We start from the raw sequence: 21,103 nt of genomic DNA on the forward strand, positions 1-21,103 counted from the left end.
GGATCAGGCCTCGCGGCCCGGGTCCTTCGGGTCCTCGGACCCACCATTGTCACCGCTGTCGCCCCCATCCGAATCGGCATGATGCGCGCGATCCTCGGCCAGGGCCTGATCGATCAGAGAGGACATACGAGCCCCGCGCTCCGGCGTGTCGTCGTAGACAAACCGCAACTGGGGCACGCTACGCAGCCGCATCCGCTGACCGAGCGCACGGCGCAGGAATCCTGCCGCGTGATTCAGTCCCTGCTGTGCCTCGCGGCCTTTCTCCTCGCCACCCAGCTGGGTAAAGAACACCTTGGCATGGGCGAGATCCCGCGAGACCTCGACATCCGCCAGCGTAATCATCCCCACGCGCGGGTCCTTGACCTCCAGACGGATCAGTTCCGCCAGCTCGCGCTGGATCTGGTCACCGACCCGATCGGAACGATGGAAGTCGCGATTCCCGGGCATCAGAGGCTCCGAGCCACCTCGACGCGCTGGAAGACCTCGATCTGGTCACCGGCCTTCACGTCGTTGTAGTTCTTCACCGCGATACCGCACTCGGTACCGGCCTTGACCTCGTTCACGTCATCCTTGAAGCGACGCAGGCTCTCGAGTTCGCCTTCGTAGATCACCACGTTGTCGCGCAGCACGCGGATCGGGTTGCCCCGCTTGACCGCACCCTCGACCACGAGACAGCCGGCGACCTGGCCAAAGCCGGAGGCCTTGAACACATCGCGCACCTCGGCGAGGCCCACGACTTCTTCGCGGATCTCGGCCGACAGCAGACCCGACAGCGCCTGCTTCACGTCGTCGATCGCCTCGTAGATCACCGAGTAATAACGCACGTCGATCTCGTTCTCGGCGGCCAGGCGCTTGGCGCCCGCATCGGCACGCACGTTGAACGCGATCACGATCGCTTCGGAGGCCATCGCCAGGTTGAGGTCGGACTCGGAGATCCCGCCGACACCGGCGGAGACCACCTTCACGCGCACCTCGTCGGTGGACAGCTTGATCAGCGACTCTCGCAGCGCCTCGGCCGAGCCCTGAACATCCGCCTTGATCAGGATGTTCACGGTCGCGATCTCGCCTTCCTGCATCTGGTTGAAGATGTTCTCCAGCTTGGCTGCCTGCTGCGCGGCCAGCTTGCGCTCGCGCTGTTTGGCGTCGCGGTGCTCGGCGACCTCGCGGGCGGTCTTGTCGTCCGCAACCACCAGAACCTCGTCCCCGGCCTCCGGCACACCGGACAGACCCAGGACCTCGACCGGCATGGACGGACCGATCTCCTTCACCGACTTTCCGGTGTCGTCGAACATTGCCCGCACGCGACCGTATTCCTTGCCCGAGAGCAGGATATCGCCATGCTTCAGCTTGCCGGACTGGACCAGGATGGTCGCCACCGGGCCACGCCCCTTGTCCAGGCGCGACTCGATCACCACGCCCCGCGCAGGGCCCTCGGCCGGGGCCTTCAGTTCCATCACCTCGGCCTGCAGGCCCAGGGCCTCCAGCAGCTGGTCGATGCCCTCGCCGGTATGCGCCGAGACGTTGATGAACTGCGTATCGCCACCCCAGGCCTCGGGGATCACTTCGTGCTGGGCGAGATCGTTCATCACGCGCTCGGGTTCGGCCTCCGGCTTGTCGATCTTGTTGACCGCGACCACGATCGGGACGCCCGCCGCCTTCGCGTGCTGGATCGCCTCGAGCGTCTGCGGCATTACGCCGTCATCCGCTGCCACTACCAGGATCACGATGTCGGTGGATTGCGCGCCACGGGCACGCATCGCGGTAAACGCGGCATGCCCCGGGGTATCCAGGAAGGTCACGCCGTCGTGGCCATTGTCCACGTGGTAGGCACCGATGTGCTGGGTAATACCCCCAGCCTCGCCCGAGGCGACCTTCTCCTTCCGGATGTAGTCCAGCAAAGACGTCTTGCCGTGGTCGACGTGACCCATCACGGTGACGACCGGCGGGCGCGCCTTGGCCTCCGCCGTCTGCTCCAGACCGGTGTCGATCTCGTCCTCGACCGAGGTCTCCTTCGCCGCGACCGGCGTGTGGCCCATCTCCTCGACCACCAGCATCGCAGTGTCCTGGTCAATGGACTGGTTGATGGTCGCCATCACGCCCATACCCATCAGGGCCTTGATCAGCTGTGGCGCCTTGATCGCCATCGCCTGGGCCAGTTCGGAGACCGTGATCGTCTCCGGCACCTCGACCTCGCGGACAACCGGCGCGGTCGGCTTGGCAAAACCATGCTTGCTCGCAACGGCCTGCGCGGCGGCGGACTGCGCCTTGCGGCCCTCGCCCTTCTTGCGCCGACCACGACGATCCCCAGCGACATGCAGCTCTTTGCGGTCGTCCTTGCGCGTCTTGCGACCCTTGCCGGCGCCGGCCGCGGTCTTGCCGGCTTCGGCCTCGGCGGTGGCCTGACGCTGGGCCGCCTCGCGCTCGAGGCGTGCCTGTTCTTCTTTCTCGCGCTTGGCCTCCTGAGCCTCCAGTTCCTTCTGGCGGCGCTTCTGGCGTTCGCCACGTTCGACCTCTTCCTGCTTGCGCGCCTCCAGCGCCTTGCGCTGGGCATCGCGTTCGGCCTCGACCTGCAAGGCAAGCTGTTCGGTCCGGCTCAGCGGGCGCTTCGGCTTAGCCGGGGTCGGCTCGGGTTCGGGTTCGGGTTCGGGCTCAGCCTCGGGTTCCGGTGCTTCGGCCTCTTCGCTGGCCTCAGCCTCAACCGGTTCTTCCGCAGCAGCCTCGACTTCAGGGGCGGCGGGCTCCTCGACCTCGACTTCCTCCGGCTTGGGCTCCTCGGCCGCCGGCTCAGCCGGGACTTCCTTCGGAGTCGGGGTCGGTTCGGCGGTCGGCTCCGGGGTCGGCACAGCTTCGACCTCGACCGGGGCTTCGGTCGGGGCCTCGACGGGCTCCTCGGCTGGCTTGCGCTTGATCGTGCGCTTCTTTCGCACCTCAACATTGACCGTCTTGGAGCGTCCGGGCCCGGAGCTCACCTTCAGGGTCTGGGCCTGGGCGCGCCGTTTGAGCGTCACGCGGCCACCCTCACTCTCCCCGTGCGACTGCCGGAGGTGATCGAGCAGCTTGCGCTTCTCGGCATCGGTGATGGCCGCTTCCGGGCCATCCACCTCGACGCCCGCCTCCTTGAGCTGCTCCATGAGGCGGTCTACCGGCTTCCCAACCGATTCCGCGAATTGCTGCACTGTCATTTGCGCCATGGCGCCTTACCTCCATTCCATATTCTTTTCAGGCCAGCCGACGGCCTGTCACACGGGCTTCGCGATTCTTCGTCCGGGGTTATTCCCCGGTTTCAAACCACGGGGCGCGCGCCGTCATAATCAGCTCGGACGCCTCTTCCGTGCTCAATCCGGTCATTTCGACCACGTCGTCGGCTGCCTGCTCCGCGAGGTCCTCCATGGTGCAGACACCATGCGAGGCCAGCTTGTTGGCCACGCCCTGGGTCATGCCGTCCATGTTCAGCAGGTCCTCCGCGGGCTGGTAGTTCTCGCCGCCCGCGATCGCTCGGGTCAGCAGGGCGTCGCTGGCGCGGCTGCGCAGCTCGCCCACGATGTCCTCGTCGAACTCCTCGATCGCCAGCAGTTCGGCCTCATCGACATACGCCACCTCGTCCAGCGTGCTGAAGCCCTCCTGCACCAGGATGCCGGCCACTTCCTCATCCACATCCAGCGCCTCCATAAAGAAGGTCACTAGCTGCTGGGCCTCGGCCTCGCTCTTCTCGGCCGCCTGCTCCTCGGTCATTACGTTCAGCTCCCAGCCAGTCAGCTGGGAGGCCAGCCGGATATTCTGTCCGCCACGGCCGATGGCCAGGGAGAGTTTGTCTTCTTCGACCGCGATGTCCATCGACTGCTTGTCCTCGTCCACCACGATCGACAGGACCTCGGCCGGGGACATCGCGTTGATCACGAACTGAGCCGGATTCTCGTCCCAGACGATGATGTCGATGCGCTCGCCGGCCAACTCGTTGGACACCGACTGCACACGCGAACCGCGCATGCCGACGCAGGCGCCGACCGGATCCAGACGCGGGTCGTTGGAGCGCACGGCGATCTTCGCACGCTGGCCCGGGTCACGCGCCGCGCCCATGATGTCGATGATCTCCTGCCCAACCTCCGGCACCTCAAGCTTGAACAGCTCGATCAGGAACTCCGGCGCGCTCCGGCTCAGGATCAACTGCGGCCCGCGCGCGTCGGGACGGATCTCCTTGAGATAGCCGCGCAGGCGGTCATTGGTGCGCACGGTCTCGCGCGGAATCATGTGTTCGCGCGGGATCAGGGCCTCGGCGTTGTTGCCGAGATCGACGTAAGTGCCGTTGCGGTCGGTGCGCTTGACGATACCCATTACCAGCGTACCCACGCGGTCCTGGTACTCCTCGACCACCTTGGCGCGCTCGGCCTCGCGCACCTTTTGCACGATCACCTGCTTCGCGGTCTGCGCGGCGATACGGCCGAAATCCACGGCCTCCACCGGCTCCTCGATCACGTCACCGACCTGCGCATCGGGGTTCTTCTGCTGCGCATACGAAAGGAGGATCTGGTACTCCGGTGATTCGAACTCGGGGTCCTCGTCATCGACCACGGTCCAGCGACGGAACGCGTCGTAGTCACCTTCCTCACGGTCGATGCTCACGCGCACGTCCATTTTGCCACCGTGATACTTGCGGGTCGCCATGGCCAATGCCGATTCCAGGGCATCGAAAATAATGTCTTTGTCGACACCCTTCTCGTTCGCCACGGCATCCGCGACCAGCAGGATCTCCTTGTTCATCTCTTGTCTCTCCGCACCTCGGCGGTTACCCGCCGATTCAACAAAAACCGCGCGCCGGTCTACAGCTGTTCCAGGACCCGCGCATTGTGGATAGCGTTCAACGGCAGTTCGTAGCCCGTGCCGTCGACCTCGACTTCGATCATTTCCTCGTCCACGCCGATCAGCGTGCCACGGTAATTCCGCCGCCCGTGCTCCGGCCAACTCAACCGCACCTTCACCGGGTGTCCGATATATCCCCGGTACTGGTCGGGCGTGAACAGCGGCCGCTCGATACCCGGACTGGAGACCTCCAGGGTGTAGTTGCCGCGCAGCGCCTGCTCGACCTCGAGCACGGCACCGGCCTGGTCGCTCACCAGCGCGCAGTCATCCACCGTGACCCCTTCGGGGCTGTCGATGTAGATGCGCAGCATCACGGGCTTGGAACCGGGGTGGTACTCCAATCCCCAGAACACAAACCCCTGCCCCTCGACCACCGGGGCCAGCAGTGCCTTCAGTTGTTCGGGCTTTTCCGCCACCTGACTCCACTCGGAACGATTCACGAACTGGCCCTTTCCTGGGCCCGGAAACAAAAAAAGGGCGATAAACGCCCCTCGAACACCTCAGCGATGAGCGCAGCCAGTCAGACTGACTGCTTGGCGCGCGGGAGCGCAGCCCGGCAAGACCGCCACAACGGACCTGCCTAACAAAAAGGCCCCATATGGGGCCTCTCTGAAAAATGGTAGCGGGGGCAGGATTTGAACCTGCGACCTTCGGGTTATGAGCCCGACGAGCTGCCAGACTGCTCCACCCCGCATCCGAGACGCGAAACTATAACAAAGCGGGTTGGGGGCTGCAAGGAAAAGAGCGAGATTTTTCCTGATTCCAAGCCCCCTCGCACCCGGCCGTACCCCTTACCGCGAACGGTGCGCGCGAGTCCGCAGATGCTGCCGGAGATCGTAGCGCCAGATGTATCCGGGCAGCGCGAACACCGCGAACAACGACAGGGTGATCACGTAGAACTCCCAACCCTGCGTGTGGATGCCTCCAGTCGCCTGAAACTCCAGGCCCTTGCCGATCAGCCCCACCAGCAGATAAAGCCCGACCCATTCGAAGATACGGGTCCAGGGGCCCTTCACACCACTGGCCGGCAGGACCATCAGGCCGATGCGTTCGGTCAGCCAGGGCAGGTTTGCCGAAATAAAGGCAACGACGACAAAACCCCAGACCAGAACTTCAAATGGAATCCACTGTGTCACGACTTAGCCCATGATTGCGTAGTGGGTGACAGACAACAGCAGCCCCGGAAAAATTCCAAGAAGCAGTACCGCCAATCCGTTAATGCTGAGCGCGGTGGCCAGCGCCCCCGAGGGCTGCACCGGCTCTTGCGCGTCTTCGCGGGGGTCGTCGAAGAACATCATCTTGACCACGCGCAGGTAGTAGAAGGCCCCAATGATCGAGAAGATCACGGCGACAATCGCCAGCCAGACCAGATCCGCGCCCACCGCGGCCTGGATCACCGCCAGCTTGGCGTAGAAGCCGACTGTCGGCGGCACCCCGGCCATCGAAAACAGCAGCAGCAGCATGATGAACGCGAACCACGGGTTGCGCTTGGCCAGGCCCTTGAAGTCATCGATCTGGTCCGCCTCATAGCCCTTGCGCGACAGGAACACGATCATGCCGAAGCCACCGGCCGCGGTGATCGCATAGACGATCACATAGAACATCGCCGAGGCGTAGCCGCTGTCAGTCCCGGCCAGGATGCCCATGAACACGAAGCCGACATGGGCGATGGTCGAGTAGGCCAGCATGCGCTTGATGCTGGTCTGCGCGATCGCGATCACGTTGCCCACCGCCAGCGACAGCACGGCCAGGATCACGAACATGCCCTGCCAGTCGGCATGCATCGGGCCCATACCCTCCACCAGCAGGCGCATCAGGAAGGCGAACGCGGCGATCTTCGGCGCCGTGGCGATGAACAGCGTCACCGCGGTCGGGGCACCGTCGTAGACATCCGGCACCCACATGTGGAACGGCACCGCCCCCAGCTTGAACGCGATCGCGACCACCAGGAACACCAGACCGAAGACCAGCGGGATGTTCAGGCTCTCGTCCGCCGCCGTCAGCTCAGCGGCAATGACCGCGATATCCAGCGAGCCGGTCATGCCGTAGATCATCGACATGCCGTAGAGCAGCAGACCGGAGGCCAGCGCGCCCAGCACGAAGTACTTCATCGCCGCCTCGGTCGCGCGGGTGTTGTCGCGCCAGAACGCGACCAGTGCATAGGACGACAGCGACAGTAGCTCCAGCCCCAGGTACAGCGTCAGCAGGTTGTGCCCGGAGATCATGATCATCATCCCGAGCACCGCGAACAGGCCCAGGATGTAGAACTCACCCTTGTGGATCCCGCGCTCCATCAGGTACGGACGCGCATACAGGAACACCAGGAAGCTGGTCACGTAGACCGCGACTTTCAGGACGTCCGCCATCGGGTCCTTCACGAAGGTATCCGAGAAGGTCAGCACCGTCTCCGGACCCATCATCCACAGGGTCAGGCCGGCAGCCGCGACCAGGGTCGCCTGCACCAGGCCGTAGGTGATGTCGCGCCGCGAATCCGGCAGGAACGCGTCGATCACCAGGATCAGGCACGCCATCCCGAGCACGAACATCTCGGGCACGGCGGGGAGGAAGTTGGGGATCTCGAAAGTCATGTCAGGCGTCCGTTCAGAGCTTCGAGTGCGCGATATGCGCCACGAGGTGGTCGATGGTCGCGTTCATCACATCCAGCAGCGGCGCCGGCCACACACCCAGCAGCAGGGTGAAGAAGGCCAGCACGCCCATCAGGAAGAACTCGCGGCGGTTCATGTCGGAGAGACCGGCCACGTTGTCGTTGGCCACCGCGCCAAAGATCACGCGCTTGACCAGCCACAGGGTATAGCCGGCGGCCAGGATCAGCGTGGTCGCAGCGAGGAAGGCAATCCAGAAGTCCGCCTTGAACGCGGCCAGGATGACCATGAACTCGCCCACGAACCCGGACGTACCCGGCAGGCCGGTATTGGCCATCGCGAACAGCACGAAGAACGCGGCGAACCAGGGCATGGTGTTCACCACACCGCCGTAGTCCGAGATCTGTCGGCTGTGCAGACGGTCGTACAGAACGCCCACCGCGAGGAACATCGCCGCGGAGATAAAGCCGTGCGAGATCATCTGCACCATGCCGCCGGCAATACCCAGCGAGGCCCCTTCCCAGTCACCGGTGTTGCGGTAGATGTAGAAGGCGAGGAAGAAGCCCAGGGTCACAAAGCCCATGTGCGCGATCGACGAATAGGCGATCAGCTTCTTCATGTCGCTCTGAATCAGCGCCACCAGGCCGATGTAGACGATCGCGATCAGCGACAGCACGATCATCAGCGTATCCAGCACCGCCGAGGCATCCGGCGTGATCGGCAACGAGAAGCGCAGGAAGCCGTAGCCCCCAATCTTCAGCATGATCGCCGCCAGGATCACCGAGCCGCCGGTGGGCGCTTCCACATGCGCATCCGGCAGCCAGGTATGCACCGGGAACATCGGGATCTTCACCGCGAACGCCATAAAGAACGCGAGGAAGATCAGTATCTGCGCGGTCATGCCGATCTGCAGGGCATGGAAGTCCTGGATCAGGAAGCTGCCGGACTGGATGTACATCCAGATCAGCGCAACCAGCATGAACACCGAGCCCAGGAAGGTATAGAGGAAGAACTTGATGGTCGCATAGACGCGCCGCGGCCCGCCCCAGATCCCGATCACCAGGAACATCGGGATCAGCATCGCCTCGAAGAACACGTAGAACAACACCGCATCCATCGCCGCGAACATGCCGATCATCAGGCCTTCCATCACCAGCATGGCCGACATGTAGTAGGCGATCCGGTCCTTCACCGACTCCCAGGCCGCAACGATCACGATCACGGTGATCAGTGTGGTCAGCAGAATCAACGGCATGGAGATGCCGTCCACCCCGAGGTGGTAGTTCACGTTGAACGCCGGGATCCACGAGGCCAGTTCCTGGAACTGCATGTCCGCGGTGCCACGCTCGAACGTGAACCACAGCGGCAAACTGGCCACAAAGGTCGCCACGGCCACCGCGAGCCCGAGCCGCCGCGCCACATGGGGCGCGTCGCGCCCGGCGGCAAGCACCAGGAAGCCGCCGAGAATCGGCAGCCAGATCAACAGACTCAAGATAGGCCAGTCAGCAAACATGGTCGTTCCTTGAAACAGCGATGGGCTTCGAGCGCATGGGTGTCGAAGCCGCTCAGATCACGAAGGCGAACATCAGGACCAGCAGGCCGATGATCATCACGAACGCGTAGTGGTAGAGGAAGCCGGACTGCATGTGGCGGATGCGCGCCGAAATCCAGCCGACCGAGCGCGCGGTACCATTGACCAGCAGCCCGTCGATGATCAGAGCATCACCGTAGCGCCACAGCGCACGCCCCAGGCGGACGCTGCCGCCGGCGAAGAACCAGTCATTGAAGCGGTCGAAGCCGTACTTGTCCTCGAGGATGCGCACGCCCAGCTTCAGCCGTTCGGCGATCACGCTCGGCAGCTCGGGCCGCTTCATGTACAGGTACCAGGCCGTGCCCAGACCCGCCATCGCGAGCCAGAACGCGGGCAGCATCAGCCCATGCAGCACAAAGCCGATCACGCCGGTGTAGGTCTCGCCCTTGGTCGCCAGCACGTCCTGCTCCGGCAGCACGAACAGGCTGTCGGCAAAGAAGTCGCCGAACAGCATCGGGCCGATGAAGTAGCCGGCCACCACCGACGGGATCGCCAGCAGGACCAGCGGCAGAGTGACTACCCACGGCGATTCCTTCGGCTGCAGCGGGCCATGGTGATGATCATCGCCGTGTTCGTCGTCGTGGTCATCGCCATGGTCGGGCATGTACTTGTGCGCCTGGTCATAGCGCTCCTCGCCATGGAACACCATGAAGAACATGCGGAAGGTGTACAACGCGGTCACGAACACCCCGGCCAGCACCAGCCAGTAGGCAAACGTCGCCCCCGGGATCTGCGAGTAGCCGACCGCCTCGATGATCGCGTCCTTGGAGAAGAACCCGGAGAAGAACGGGAACCCGATCAGCGCCAGCGAGCCGATCAGCGCGGTCACGTAGGTGATCGGCATGTGCCGGCGCAGCCCACCCATCGCGCGCATGTCCTGCAGGTGGTGCATCGCGATGATCACCGAGCCCGCGGCCAGGAACAGCAGCGCCTTGAAGAAGGCATGCGTCATCAGGTGGAACAGGCCGGCGGCGTAGGCGGAGGCGCCCAGCGCCACGGTCATGTAGCCCAGCTGCGACAGCGTCGAATACGCCACCACCCGCTTGATGTCGTTCTGGACGAGCCCGATCAGGCCCATGAAGAACGCGGTGATCGCCCCGATGATCAGGATGAACGACAGCGCCGGGACGGAGAACTCGTACAGCGGCGACATGCGCGCCACCATGAAAATACCCGCGGTCACCATGGTCGCCGCGTGGATCAGCGCGGAGATCGGGGTCGGGCCTTCCATCGAGTCCGGCAGCCAGACATGCAGCGGCACCTGGGCGGATTTACCCATCGCACCGATGAACAGGAAGATCAGCGCCAGATCCAGCAGGCCGAAGGTCCAGCCCGGCCAGATGGTGATGGTCGCCTCGCTCATCGACTGACCTTCGGCGAACACATCCGTGTAGTTCAGGCTGCCGGTGTAGAACACCAGCGCGGCGATCCCGATCAGGAACCCGAAGTCCCCCACCCGGTTGACGATGAACGCCTTCATGTTCGCGTAGATCGCGGTCGGCCGCTTGTACCAGAAGCCGATCAGCAGGTAGGAGACCAGGCCCACGGCCTCCCAGCCAAAGAACAGCTGCATGAAGTTGTTCGCCATCACCAGCATCAGCATCGAGAAGGTGAACAGCGAGATGTAGGCGAAGAAGCGCTGGTAGCCCGGATCGTCCTTCATGTAGCCGATGGTGTAGATGTGCACCATCAGCGAGACGAAGGTGACGACCAGCATCATCATCGCGGTCAGGTTGTCGACCAGGAACCCGACCTCGAACTGGATGCCGTCGGAGACCATCCAGGTGTAGACGGTTTCGTTGTAGACCCCGGCGTCACCGAACACGTGGGCCCAGAAGACCACCACCGACAGGATGAACGAGATCGACACCCCGAGGATGGTGACGCTGTGCGCCCCGGTGCGGCCGATCTGACGCCCGAACAGGCCGGCGATGATCGCGCCGAACAGCGGCGCCAGGACGATAAGTAGATAGATCGTATCCATGGCCCGTTATCCCTTCATTGCGTCCAGGTCCTGGACGTTGATGGTTCCGCGATTCCGGAACAGCAACACCAGGATGGCGAGGCCGATGGCCGCCTCGGCCGCGGCGACGGTCAGGATGAAGAACACGAACACCTGGCCCGCGAGGTCCTGCAGGAAGAACGAGAAGGCAATGAAATTGATGTTCACCGCGAGCAGCATCAGCTCGATGCACATCAACAGAACGATCACGTTTTTCCGGTTCAGGAAGATCCCGGCCACACTGATCGAAAACAACAGCGCGGCCAGCACCAGGTAGTGCTCTAGCGTAATCATGTTCTAGCCCTGAGTTCTTTCGGGGGCGGCATCCGCCCCCGGTGTCCGGGTCCCGACCTCTGGCCGGAATGCCTTGTTACTCGGATTGCCTATTTCGACGAGTCGTCCTGCTGTCCATCCGCATCGCTGCTCTGGGCAGCACGACGCGGGGACTTCTTCTTCTCGGAGGCCATGGAGACCATGCGGACCCGACCCTCGCGGGAGACCGCCATCTGCTGGCCTGGATCGATCGACTTGTTGTCCGGACGCTTGCGCATGGTCAGCGAGATCGCCGCGATGATCGCCACCAGCAGGATCACCGCCGCAATCTCGAACGGATAGACGTATTCGGTGTAGAGGATCGCGCCCAGGGCCTCGGTGTTGGCGTATTCCGGCCCTGCGCGCTCCGGCACATCCATCGTGATGTAGCGGGTAATCACGGCCACCAGCACGGTGGCCATCGCTACCGCGACCACGATGCCCACCGGCAGGTATTCGGTGAAGCCCTCGCGCAGCTTGGCGAGGTTGATGTCGAGCATCATCACCACGAACAGGAACAGCACCATCACCGCGCCAACGTAGACGAGCACCAGCACGATGCCGAGGAACTCCGCCTCCGCCAGCAGCCAGATCGCGGCCGCGGCGACAAAGCACAGCACCAGGAACAGGGCCGCGTGCACCGGGTTGCGCACACTGATCATCGCCAGGGCACCGCCCAGCAGGATCGCGCCGAAGAGATAGAAAAGGATCAACTCGAAGGTCATGGGGCGGTCCCTGCGTTACCGGTACGGGGCGTCGATCGCACGGGCCTCGGCGATCTCTTTCTCGAAGCGGTCACCAATGGCCAGGAGCTTGTCCTTGGTCATGATCTGCTCGCCCCGGTTCTCGAAGTGGTACTCGAAGATGTGCGTCTCGACGATGGAATCCACCGGACAGGCCTCTTCGCAGAAGCCGCAGAAGATGCACTTGAACAGGTCGATGTCGTAGCGCGTCGTGCGGCGCGTGCCGTCCGCGCGCTCCTCGGAGTCGATCGTGATCGCCAGCGCCGGGCAGACCGCCTCGCACAGTTTGCAGGCAATGCAGCGCTCCTCGCCGTTCGGGTAGCGGCGCAGCGCATGCAGCCCGCGGAAACGCGGCGACATCGGGGTCTTCTCGTCCGGGTACTGCACGGTGAACTTGCGGCTCAGCAGGTAACGCCCGGTCAGGCGCAACCCCAGCAGCAGTTCAAAGAACAGAAAACTCTTCAGGTATCGGCGGAACGCTTTCATCACGAACTCCTCAGGCGAACCACGGGCCGACGTTGAACGCGACCAGCACGCCCTCGACAAACAGCCAGAGGATGGTCACCGGGATCAGCACCTTCCAGCCAAGACGCATGATCTGGTCATAGCGATAGCGCGGGAAAGTGGCACGGAACCACAAGAAGGCGAACAGGAACACCGCCGTCTTGAACAAGAACCAGTGGATGCCATGATCCAGCAACGCACCGATGACCGGCAGGTCAAAGGCCGCTTGCGGCAGGATGCCCTGGAAGGGCGACAGCCAGCCGCCGAGGAACAGGATCGCGGTCAGGGCCGAGATCAGGATCATGTTCGCGTATTCGGCCAGGAAGAACACGGCGAACGCCATGCCCGAGTACTCGACGTGGAAACCCGCGACGATCTCGGATTCGCCCTCGGCCACGTCGAACGGCGCGCGGTTGGTCTCGGCAATCCCGGAGATGAAATACACAAAGAACAGCGGCAGCAGCGGCAGCAGGAACCAGTGGTACATGCTGCCCGACTGCGCCTCGATGATGCCGCCCACGTTCAGCGTGCCGGCAGCCATCAGCACGCCGACCAGGGCAAAACCCATCGCGATTTCGTAGGAGACCAGCTGCGCGGCCGAACGCAGCGACCCCAGCAGCGCATACTTCGAGTTCGAGGCCCAGCCGGCGATGATGATCCCGTATACGCCGAGCGAGGTCAGCGCCAGCAGGTACAGCAGCCCGGCATTGACGTTGGCCAGCGCCCCGCCATCGAAGAACGGGATTACCGCCCAGGCGGCCAGCGCCGGGGCGATGGTCAGCACCGGGGCACTCAGAAACAGGAAGCGGTTGGCATTGGTCGGGAGGATGACCTCCTTGGTCAGCAGCTTCAGCGCATCCGCGATCGGCTGCAGCCAGCCGCGCGGCCCGACCCGGTTCGGCCCGACGCGCACATGCGCATAGCCGATCACCTTGCGTTCGGCGAAGGTCGTGTAGGCCACGGCCAGCATCAGCGGGATCACGATCAGCTGAATGCCGATCAGGATCTGCATCACCGTCGGCAGGCTGCTGTAGAGGTTCATCATCCAGTCGAACATGTCTTACGTTCCCTCAGGCACGCGCGAGCGTGACCGTGGCGTTCGGGGCGCCCAATCGGCCCATGGCCGTCGAGCCCGCAAAGGTCACCGCCAGGCCTACCGGCACGGCGTCGTCCAGGATCAGGGTCAGCTCCGTCTCGGCGCCGGCCTGGCGCAGCTTCACGCGCGAGCCGGTATCAAGCCCGCCGGCGGATTCGGGATGCACGATCACGCACTCGGCCAGCTGGCCCTCGGGGCTGGTCTGCAGTGGCTCGGCACGGCGCACGAGAGCATCCGTGCTGTAGAGCCCCGCCGCCTGCACGCGATACAGGTCGCCCTGCGCCGGCTCCGGAATGGAAATCTGCGCCTTGTTCATGTTGACCGCAGTATCGAAATTGGCATCCGCCAGAAGGCCCTTCAGCTCGTCACGCACCGCGCGCGAGTCGAGATAGTCCATGCCGCGCTGTTCCAGCAGATTCCCGAGCACGCGCCAGACCTTCCAGCCGGGGCGAGTGTCTTCCTGCGCGCGGGCCGCGGCACGGTAGCTCTGCCAACGGCCCTCGGCGTTCACGAAGGTCCCGGAGTTCTCGAAGCTGGTGGCAACCGGGAGCAGTACATCGGCCACGGCTTCCAGATCCGTATTGGCATAGGCGCTCAGTGCGACCACGAAGCCGGCTTTCTCGAGCGCGGCGCGCAGCGCAACCGGATCGGCCCCGTCACGCCCGGGTTCGATACCGGCGACCACGAAGGCATCCCGACCCTCGGCCAGCATCTCGGCCGCGTTCCGGCCGGCGACCTCGACTTCGGCCCCGGCCGGGCCGCGGTGCGGCAGCACGCCGGCCAGCCAGGCACCCGCGGCACTGGCGCCGGCCGGCAGGTATCCCAGACGGGCGTCGGTGTGCTTGGCGATCCAGCCGGCCAGGGCGCGCAGGGTCGCAAAGGCCGGCCCGTGGATCGCGACCTGGCCCAGCAGGACATGGCCCTGCTCGGCATCCAGCAGCGACTTGGCAATGTGTTCGAACGCGGCCCGCGTATCGGCGTCATCGGCCTCGGCGGCCTTGACGACCTTTTCCAGCTTCTTGGGCAGCGACTTGCCGGCGGCGGCCAGTTGCCCGGCCACACCCGCCAGGGCCATGACCTGATCGCGCTCGTGGCCGACCAGCTGGGCCTGAACCGGATAGGTCAGATCCAGCAGCATGTCATTGATCAGGCTGACCCGCGCCCCGCGCGAGGCCGCCTTGCGCAGGCGATGGGCGAGCAGCGGCTGTTCGCGGCGCGGATTGCAGCCCACCAGCAGCACGGCATCGGCCGTATCCAGATCGCTAATGGCCGCGCCCAGGTACGGGAACAGCGGCGCGGCCGCCTCGTCGGAGAAATCCACCTGGTCCAGCCGATGATCGATATCGGTGACGCCCATGCCGCGCAGGACCTTCTGCGCCAGGTAGTGTTCTTCCACCGACAGCGACGGCGACAGCAGCGCACCGATGCGGTCGGGGGCAGTCTCCTTCAGGCCCTCGACGACATAACTCAGCGCGGTCTCCCAGGAGACGTCCTGCCACTGGCCGTCCACCTTCATGCGCGGGCGGGTCAGGCGATCCTCGGCGTACAGGCCGGTGTAGCTGAAACGGTCGCGGTCGGAGATCCAGGTCTCGTTGACCGCCTCGTTGTCGCGCGGGACCACGCGCATTGCGCGCCCGTCGTGGGTATGCAGGTGGAGGTTGGAACCGACCGCGTCGTGCGGGGCGATGGTCGCGGCCTGCGACAGCTCCCAGGCACGCGCGGTGTAGCGCGACGGCTTGGCGGTCAGCGCGCCAACCGGGCACAGGTCGATCACGTTGCCCGACAGTTCGTGGGCCACGGTCTTCTCTACGTAGGTGCCGATGCGCATATGCTCGCCACGCCCGGTCGCGCCCAGTTCGCGCACGCCGGCGATCTCCTCGCCAAAGCGCACGCAGCGGGTGCAATGGATGCAGCGGGTCATCTCGGTCTCGATCAGCGGACCGATATCCTTGTCCTTCACCACGCGCTTGGCTTCGGTGTACTTGGACACACTGTCGCCGTAGCCCATGGCCACGTCCTGCAGCTCGCACTCACCACCCTGATCGCAGATCGGGCAGTCCAGTGGATGGTTGATCAGCAGGAACTCCATGGTCCCCTTCTGCGCGCGCAGCGCCAGTGGAGACTGGGTGTAGACCTTCATCCCGTCCATGACCGGGGTCGCGCAGGCGGGCAGCGGCTTGGGTGCCTTCTCCACCTCGACCAGGCACATACGGCAGTTCGCCGCCACCGACAGCTTCTTGTGGTAGCAAAACCGCGGAATGCGGATATCGGCATCGTCCGCCACGTCGATCAGCATGGAGCCCTTGGGCGCCTCGATCGTGCGGCCGTCAATCTCGATGCTGACCAGATCCTGCTTCTGATCCTGACTCATGCTCGATTCCTGCTGCGGATGCGCGGGGGGCGTCAGGCGGCGTCTGCCACCGGGCTCCGACCGTGCTGGATGTAGTATTCGAATTCGTGGCGGAAGTGCTTGATGAAGCTGCGCACCGGCATCGCCGCGGCATCGCCCAGGGCGCAGATGGTATGCCCCTCGATCTTGCTGGCCACGTCGTCCAGGCGCTCCAGATCCTCGGGACGGCCCTGCCCTTCCACGATGCGGGTCAGCATGCGATAGAGCCAGCCGGTCCCCTCGCGGCAGGGCGTGCACTGGCCGCAGGACTCGGAGAAGTAGAAGCGCGAGATGCGCTGCAGGGCCTTGACCATGTCGGCGGTCTCATCCATCACGATCACCGCGCCGGAGCCCAGCATGGACCCGGCCTGGGCGATCGAGTCGAAGTCCATGTTGGCCTTCAGCATCACATCGCCCGGGACCACCGGAACCGACGATCCGCCGGGGATCACGGCCTTCAGCTTGCGCCCGTTCAGCACGCCACCGGCCATCTCCAGGAGGTCCTTGAAAGGCGTGCCCAGAGGGATCTCGTAGTTCCCTGGCTTGTTCACGTGTCCGGAGACGGAGAACAGCTTCTCGCCACCGGACTTGGGCACCCCCAGATCGGCGAACCACTGCCCGCCGTTGCGGATGATCGCCGGGATCGAGGCCAGTGACTCGGTGTTGTTGATCGTGGTCGGCTTGCCGTACAGGCCGTAGTTGGCCGGGAACGGCGGCTTGAAGCGCGGCTGGCCCTTCTTGCCTTCCAGCGACTCAAGCAGAGCCGTCTCCTCGCCGCAGATGTAGGCGCCGGCGCCCAGCGACGGGTGGAGATCGAAATCGACCCCGGAACCGAAGATGTCCTTACCGAGATAACCGGCGTCGTAGGCCTCTTTCAGGGCTGCCGTAAAGCGCGTGTTCACCTCGTCCATGAACTCGCCGCGCATGTAGTTGTAGCCCACGGTCGCGCCGATCGCGTAGCCGGCGATCGCCATGCCCTCGATCAGGGCATGCGGGTTGTACATCAGGATCTCGCGGTCCTTGCAGGTGCCCGGCTCGGATTCGTCCGAGTTGCAGACGATGTACTTCTGGCCCGGGGTGTTGCGCGGCATGAACGACCACTTGAGCCCGGTCGGGAAGCCCGCCCCGCCGCGGCCGCGCAGGTTGGAGGCCTTGACCTCCTCGATCACGTCCTCGGGGGCCATCTTGCCCTTGTAGACCTTCTCCAGCGCCTGGTAGCCGCCGACGCTCTTGTAGGTCTCGAGCGAGGCAGGGTCGTCCAGGTAGCGGGTCGCAAAGCAGATCTGGTTGGCCATGCTACTTCTCCAGACCGTCAAGAATCTCGTCCACCTTCTCGGGGGTGAGATTCTCGTAGTAGACGTGGTCTACCTGCATCATCGGGGCACCACAGCAGGCCGCCAGGCACTCCTCTTCCATCTTCAGGTAGAACTTGCCGTCCGGCGTGCTCTCGCCGAGCTTGATGCCGAGACGATTCTCCAGGTGCTCGATGATCTGTTCCGAGCCGCGCAGCATGCAGGAGATGTTGTTGCACACCATGATGGTGTGCTTCCCAACCGGCTCCAGCTCGTACATCGAGTAGAACGAGCCGACCTCGTACACCGCGATCGCCGGCAGGCCGAGGTACTCGGCCACGGCGTCCATCTTCGCGGTAGAGAGATAGCCGTCCTCGTGCTGCACTGCGCGCAGGGCGCCGAGAACCGCGGAGCGCTTCTGGTCGTCCGGATAGCGCGCCACCCAGGCGTCGATCTCTTCGCGCTCGTGGTGGCTGAGCTCCACCTTCTTGCCGGCGGGCTTGTGGAAGGCGACGGTTTTCTGTTCGGCAGCCATCAGCGGTCGATCTCCCCGAATACGATGTCCTGGGTCCCGATGATCGCGACCACGTCGGCCAGCATGTGGCCACGCGCCATCTCGTCCAGCGCGGACAGGTGCACAAAGCCCGGCGGACGGACCTTCAGGCGATAGGGCTTGTTGGAACCATCCGAGACCAGATACACGCCGAACTCGCCCTTCGGATGCTCGACCGCGGCATAGGCCTCGCCTTCCGGCAGGCACATCCCCTCGGTGAACAGCTTGAAGTGGTGGATCAGGGCCTCCATGTCGGCCTTCATCTCCTCGCGCTTCGGCGGGGTGATCTTGTGATCCTCGAGCAGCACCGGGCCCGGATTCTGGCGCAGCCAGTCCACACACTGGCGGATGATGCGGTTGGACTGGCGCATCTCTTCGATGCGCACCAGGTAGCGGTCGTAGCAGTCGCCGTTGACGCCCACCGGGATGTCGAAATCGAGGCGGTCATAGACCTCGTAGGGCTGCTTCTTGCGCAGGTCCCACTCGATCCCGGACCCGCGCAGCATCGGGCCGGTAAAGCCCAGCTGCAGGGCACGTTCGGGCTCGACCACGCCAATACCCACGGTGCGCTGCTTCCAGATACGGTTGTCGGTCAGGAGGGTCTCGTACTCGTCCACGCAGCCCGGGAAGCGCTCGGTAAAGGCCTCGATGAAGTCCAGCAGCGAGCCCTGGCGAACCTTGTTCAGGTCGTCCACCACTTCCTGAGATTTCCAGGAGGACGGCTGGTACTGCGGCATGGTCCCCGGCAGGTCGCGCGCGACCCCACCCGGACGGTAGTAGGTCGCGTGCATGCGCGCACCCGAGACCGCCTCGTAGCAGTCCATCAGGTCCTCGCGCTCGCGGAAGGCATACAGGAACACCGCCATCGCGCCGATATCCAGCGCGTGGGCGCCCAGCCACATCAGGTGATTCAGGATGCGGGTAATCTCGTCGAACATTACCCGGATGTACTGTGCCCGCAGCGGGGCCTCGATCTGGAGCAGCTTTTCCATCGCCAGCACGTAGCCGTGCTCGTTGGCCATCATCGACACATAGTCGAGGCGGTCCATGTAGCCGATCGACTGGTTGTACGGCTTGCTCTCGGCGAGCTTCTCGGTCCCGCGGTGAAGAAGGCCGATATGCGGGTCGGCGCGCTGCACGACCTCGCCATCCATCTCCAGCACCAGGCGCAGCACGCCGTGGGCGGACGGATGCTGCGGCCCGAAGTTCAGGGTGAAGTTGCGAATCTCAGGCATTCTCGGCTCCTTCGCCTGGCTTCTCGCCCTCGCTGTAGCGATGGTCGTCGCGGATCACCTTGGGCACCAGCACACGCGGCTCGATGGTCACCGGCTGGTACACCACGCGCGCCTGTTCGGCGTCGTAGCGCATCTCCACATGACCGACCAGCGGGAAGTCCTTGCGGAACGGATGACCGACGAAGCCGTAGTCCGTGAGGATGCGGCGCAGGTCCGGGTGCCCGGAGAACAGGATCCCGAACAGGTCGAAGGCCTCGCGCTCGAACCAGTTGGCCGAGGCCCAGACCTCCACCAGCGACTCGATCTCGGGGAATTCGTCATCGGCCAGCCAGGCGCGCATACGCAGGCGACGATTGTGCTGGATCGACAGCAGTTGCACGGCCACGGTGAAGCGTGGCCCGTCCCAGAGGCTGTCTTCCGGCGCGTCGTCGAACGTGAAGCGCCCGGAGGTGGCCGCCTCGACCCCGCGGGAGAAACCGGTGTTGGTCGCGGACTCCGTGCCCCACTCGTCCTGGCCGTATTCGAGATAGTCCACTCCACACAGGTCGATCAGCATCTCGAAGCCGAACGCGTCGCGCAGCTTCTCGGCGGCCTCGCGCCAGGACTCCGGCCGGATATCGACCGTGACCTCGTCATAGGCCTCGGTGACCGTCTCCAGGGCGTCGCCCAGTTCCGCCCGCAGGGCGTCGATCCAGTTGTCTTGTTCAGCCATCTGAAACCCCGGGTGCGTCAGCGCGCGATGGTGTTCGTGCGCCGGATCTTGTTCTGCAGCTGGATGATGCCGTAGAGCAGTGCCTCGGCCGTGGGCGGACAGCCCGGCACGTAGACATCCACCGGCACGATGCGGTCGCACCCGCGCACCACGGCATAGGAGTAGTGGTAGTAGCCGCCGCCATTGGCGCAGGAGCCCATGGAGATCACCCAGCGCGGCTCAGGCATCTGGTCGTACACCTTGCGCAGCGCCGGCGCCATCTTGTTGACCAGCGTGCCGGCGACGATCATCACGTCGGACTGGCGCGGGCTGGGCCGGAAGATGATCCCGAAGCGGTCGAGGTCATAGCGCGCGGCACCGGCGTGCATCATCTCGACCGCACAGCAGGCGAGCCCGAAGGTCATCGGCCACAGGGAGCCGGTACGGGCCCAGTTGATGAGCTTGTCAGCCGAGGTGGTGACGAAGCCCTTTTCAAGAACGCCTTCTATTCCCATTCCAGCGCCCCCTTCTTCCACTCATAAATGAATCCGACGACCAGAATGAGCAAAAACACGGCCATCGCAAGAAGCCCGAACAGGCCAATGGCATCCAGCGATACCGCCCACGGGAAGAGAAATGCGATCTCGAGATCGAAGATGATGAAGAGGATCGCGACCAGGTAGAAGCGCACATCGAACTTCAGCCGCGAGTCCTCGAAGGCCTCAAAGCCGCACTCGTATGGCGAATTCTTCGCGGCGTCGGGCTTGCGCGGCCCGACGGCCATCCCGACCACCAGCGGCACGATGCCGATCACGATCCCCACTGCGATGAACAGCAGGATGGGTAGATAACCTTCCAGCATGTCTCTCTCCCGTACACCGCCCTCGGGCGGGTCGGTTCGCAGGGTGCCGCGTGGATCCGGCGCGTCCGCGAGCCGTTCTAGCGTTGCTGGTTGAATGCACCGGTTGGTGGCCACCTCGATGGACAAGGCAAGGGCGCATACCGGGCACGGAGTCTAGGTGAACCGTGAAAACGGTGTCAAGTATTTGTAATTTTATAAGTTACTGATTTTATTTTGTTTTGACTCCTGACGCCGATTCTCGAACGTCGCCAGGGGCCTTCGAAATGGTGCAGATGGTGGGACTCGAACCCACACGGCTTTCGCCACTACCCCCTCAAGATAGCGTGTCTACCAATTCCACCACATCTGCCTGTCTAAGAGGCCGCGGTCGCCG

General features: G+C 64.2%; 19 protein-coding genes and 2 tRNA genes. All 21 read right to left on the reverse strand.

Going from position 1 to position 21,103, the window contains the following annotated elements; genetic code table 11:
- Positions 1-3: 3 nt before the first annotated feature.
- Positions 4-447, reverse strand: coding sequence for a 30S ribosome-binding factor RbfA (gene rbfA / locus F466_RS0106285; RefSeq protein ID WP_018138262.1), 444 nt, complete (start codon positions 445-447; stop codon positions 4-6).
- On the reverse strand, positions 447-3,191 hold the full coding sequence (gene infB, locus F466_RS0106290) for a translation initiation factor IF-2 (protein WP_026296423.1): 2,745 nt from the start codon (positions 3,189-3,191) through the stop codon (positions 447-449). The genes rbfA and infB overlap by 1 nt, the downstream gene beginning before the upstream one ends.
- Positions 3,192-3,270: 79 nt before the next feature.
- Positions 3,271-4,758, reverse strand: a complete 1,488-nt coding sequence (gene nusA / locus F466_RS0106295) for a transcription termination factor NusA (RefSeq protein WP_018174738.1) — start codon at positions 4,756-4,758, stop codon at positions 3,271-3,273.
- A gap of 59 nt (positions 4,759-4,817) precedes the next feature.
- Entirely contained in the window at positions 4,818-5,273 is a 456-nt protein-coding gene (rimP, locus tag F466_RS0106300; protein ID WP_026182197.1) for a ribosome maturation factor RimP, read from the reverse strand.
- Between the two features lie 201 nt (positions 5,274-5,474).
- Positions 5,475-5,551, reverse strand: a tRNA-Met gene (locus F466_RS0106305).
- A 97-nt stretch (positions 5,552-5,648) separates the two neighbouring features.
- A complete protein-coding gene (locus tag F466_RS0106310) occupies positions 5,649-5,993 on the reverse strand; it encodes a DUF2818 family protein (RefSeq protein ID WP_018138266.1) in 345 nt (114 codons plus the stop codon).
- Between the two features lie 3 nt (positions 5,994-5,996).
- Entirely contained in the window at positions 5,997-7,445 is a 1,449-nt protein-coding gene (nuoN, locus tag F466_RS0106315) for an NADH-quinone oxidoreductase subunit NuoN (RefSeq protein WP_018138267.1), read from the reverse strand.
- A gap of 13 nt (positions 7,446-7,458) precedes the next feature.
- Positions 7,459-8,973 carry an NADH-quinone oxidoreductase subunit M gene (locus F466_RS0106320; protein WP_018174736.1) on the reverse strand — a complete coding sequence of 505 codons (1,515 nt, stop codon included), beginning with the start codon at positions 8,971-8,973 and terminating at the stop codon, positions 7,459-7,461.
- Between the two features lie 52 nt (positions 8,974-9,025).
- Positions 9,026-11,035, reverse strand: a complete 2,010-nt coding sequence (nuoL, locus tag F466_RS0106325; protein ID WP_018993675.1) for an NADH-quinone oxidoreductase subunit L — start codon at positions 11,033-11,035, stop codon at positions 9,026-9,028.
- A 6-nt stretch (positions 11,036-11,041) separates the two neighbouring features.
- Positions 11,042-11,347, reverse strand: a complete 306-nt coding sequence (gene nuoK / locus F466_RS0106330) for an NADH-quinone oxidoreductase subunit NuoK (RefSeq protein WP_012982131.1) — start codon at positions 11,345-11,347, stop codon at positions 11,042-11,044.
- An 89-nt stretch (positions 11,348-11,436) separates the two neighbouring features.
- On the reverse strand, positions 11,437-12,090 hold the full coding sequence (locus tag F466_RS0106335) for an NADH-quinone oxidoreductase subunit J (RefSeq protein ID WP_018138270.1): 654 nt from the start codon (positions 12,088-12,090) through the stop codon (positions 11,437-11,439).
- Between the two features lie 15 nt (positions 12,091-12,105).
- Positions 12,106-12,594 (reverse strand): NADH-quinone oxidoreductase subunit NuoI, encoded by a 489-nt coding sequence (gene nuoI, locus F466_RS0106340; RefSeq protein WP_018138271.1) that lies wholly within the window; start codon positions 12,592-12,594, stop codon positions 12,106-12,108.
- Positions 12,595-12,604: 10 nt separating this feature from the next.
- Positions 12,605-13,669, reverse strand: a complete 1,065-nt coding sequence (gene nuoH, locus F466_RS0106345; RefSeq protein WP_018138272.1) for an NADH-quinone oxidoreductase subunit NuoH — start codon at positions 13,667-13,669, stop codon at positions 12,605-12,607.
- A gap of 13 nt (positions 13,670-13,682) precedes the next feature.
- Positions 13,683-16,079 carry an NADH-quinone oxidoreductase subunit NuoG gene (gene nuoG, locus F466_RS0106350; RefSeq protein ID WP_018138273.1) on the reverse strand — a complete coding sequence of 799 codons (2,397 nt, stop codon included), beginning with the start codon at positions 16,077-16,079 and terminating at the stop codon, positions 13,683-13,685.
- Between the two features lie 32 nt (positions 16,080-16,111).
- Positions 16,112-17,392, reverse strand: a complete 1,281-nt coding sequence (gene nuoF, locus F466_RS0106355) for an NADH-quinone oxidoreductase subunit NuoF (RefSeq protein WP_018138274.1) — start codon at positions 17,390-17,392, stop codon at positions 16,112-16,114.
- A 1-nt stretch (position 17,393) separates the two neighbouring features.
- Entirely contained in the window at positions 17,394-17,924 is a 531-nt protein-coding gene (gene nuoE / locus F466_RS0106360) for an NAD(P)H-dependent oxidoreductase subunit E (RefSeq protein WP_018138275.1), read from the reverse strand.
- Positions 17,924-19,177, reverse strand: a complete 1,254-nt coding sequence (locus tag F466_RS0106365; protein ID WP_018993676.1) for an NADH-quinone oxidoreductase subunit D — start codon at positions 19,175-19,177, stop codon at positions 17,924-17,926. The genes nuoE and F466_RS0106365 overlap by 1 nt, the downstream gene beginning before the upstream one ends.
- Positions 19,170-19,889, reverse strand: coding sequence for an NADH-quinone oxidoreductase subunit C (locus F466_RS0106370; protein ID WP_018138277.1), 720 nt, complete (start codon positions 19,887-19,889; stop codon positions 19,170-19,172). Before F466_RS0106370 ends, F466_RS0106365 begins: the two co-directional genes overlap by 8 nt.
- A gap of 17 nt (positions 19,890-19,906) precedes the next feature.
- Positions 19,907-20,383 carry an NADH-quinone oxidoreductase subunit B family protein gene (locus F466_RS0106375; RefSeq protein ID WP_012982122.1) on the reverse strand — a complete coding sequence of 159 codons (477 nt, stop codon included), beginning with the start codon at positions 20,381-20,383 and terminating at the stop codon, positions 19,907-19,909.
- A complete protein-coding gene (locus F466_RS0106380) occupies positions 20,374-20,730 on the reverse strand; it encodes an NADH-quinone oxidoreductase subunit A (protein WP_012982121.1) in 357 nt (118 codons plus the stop codon). The genes F466_RS0106375 and F466_RS0106380 overlap by 10 nt, the downstream gene beginning before the upstream one ends.
- Before the next feature lie 264 nt (positions 20,731-20,994).
- Positions 20,995-21,079 (reverse strand) — tRNA-Leu (locus F466_RS0106385).
- Between the last annotated feature and the right edge of the window lie 24 nt (positions 21,080-21,103).

Source organism: Thioalkalivibrio sp. ALgr1 (genome assembly GCF_000378285.1).
Taxonomy (GTDB): domain Bacteria; phylum Pseudomonadota; class Gammaproteobacteria; order Ectothiorhodospirales; family Ectothiorhodospiraceae; genus Thioalkalivibrio.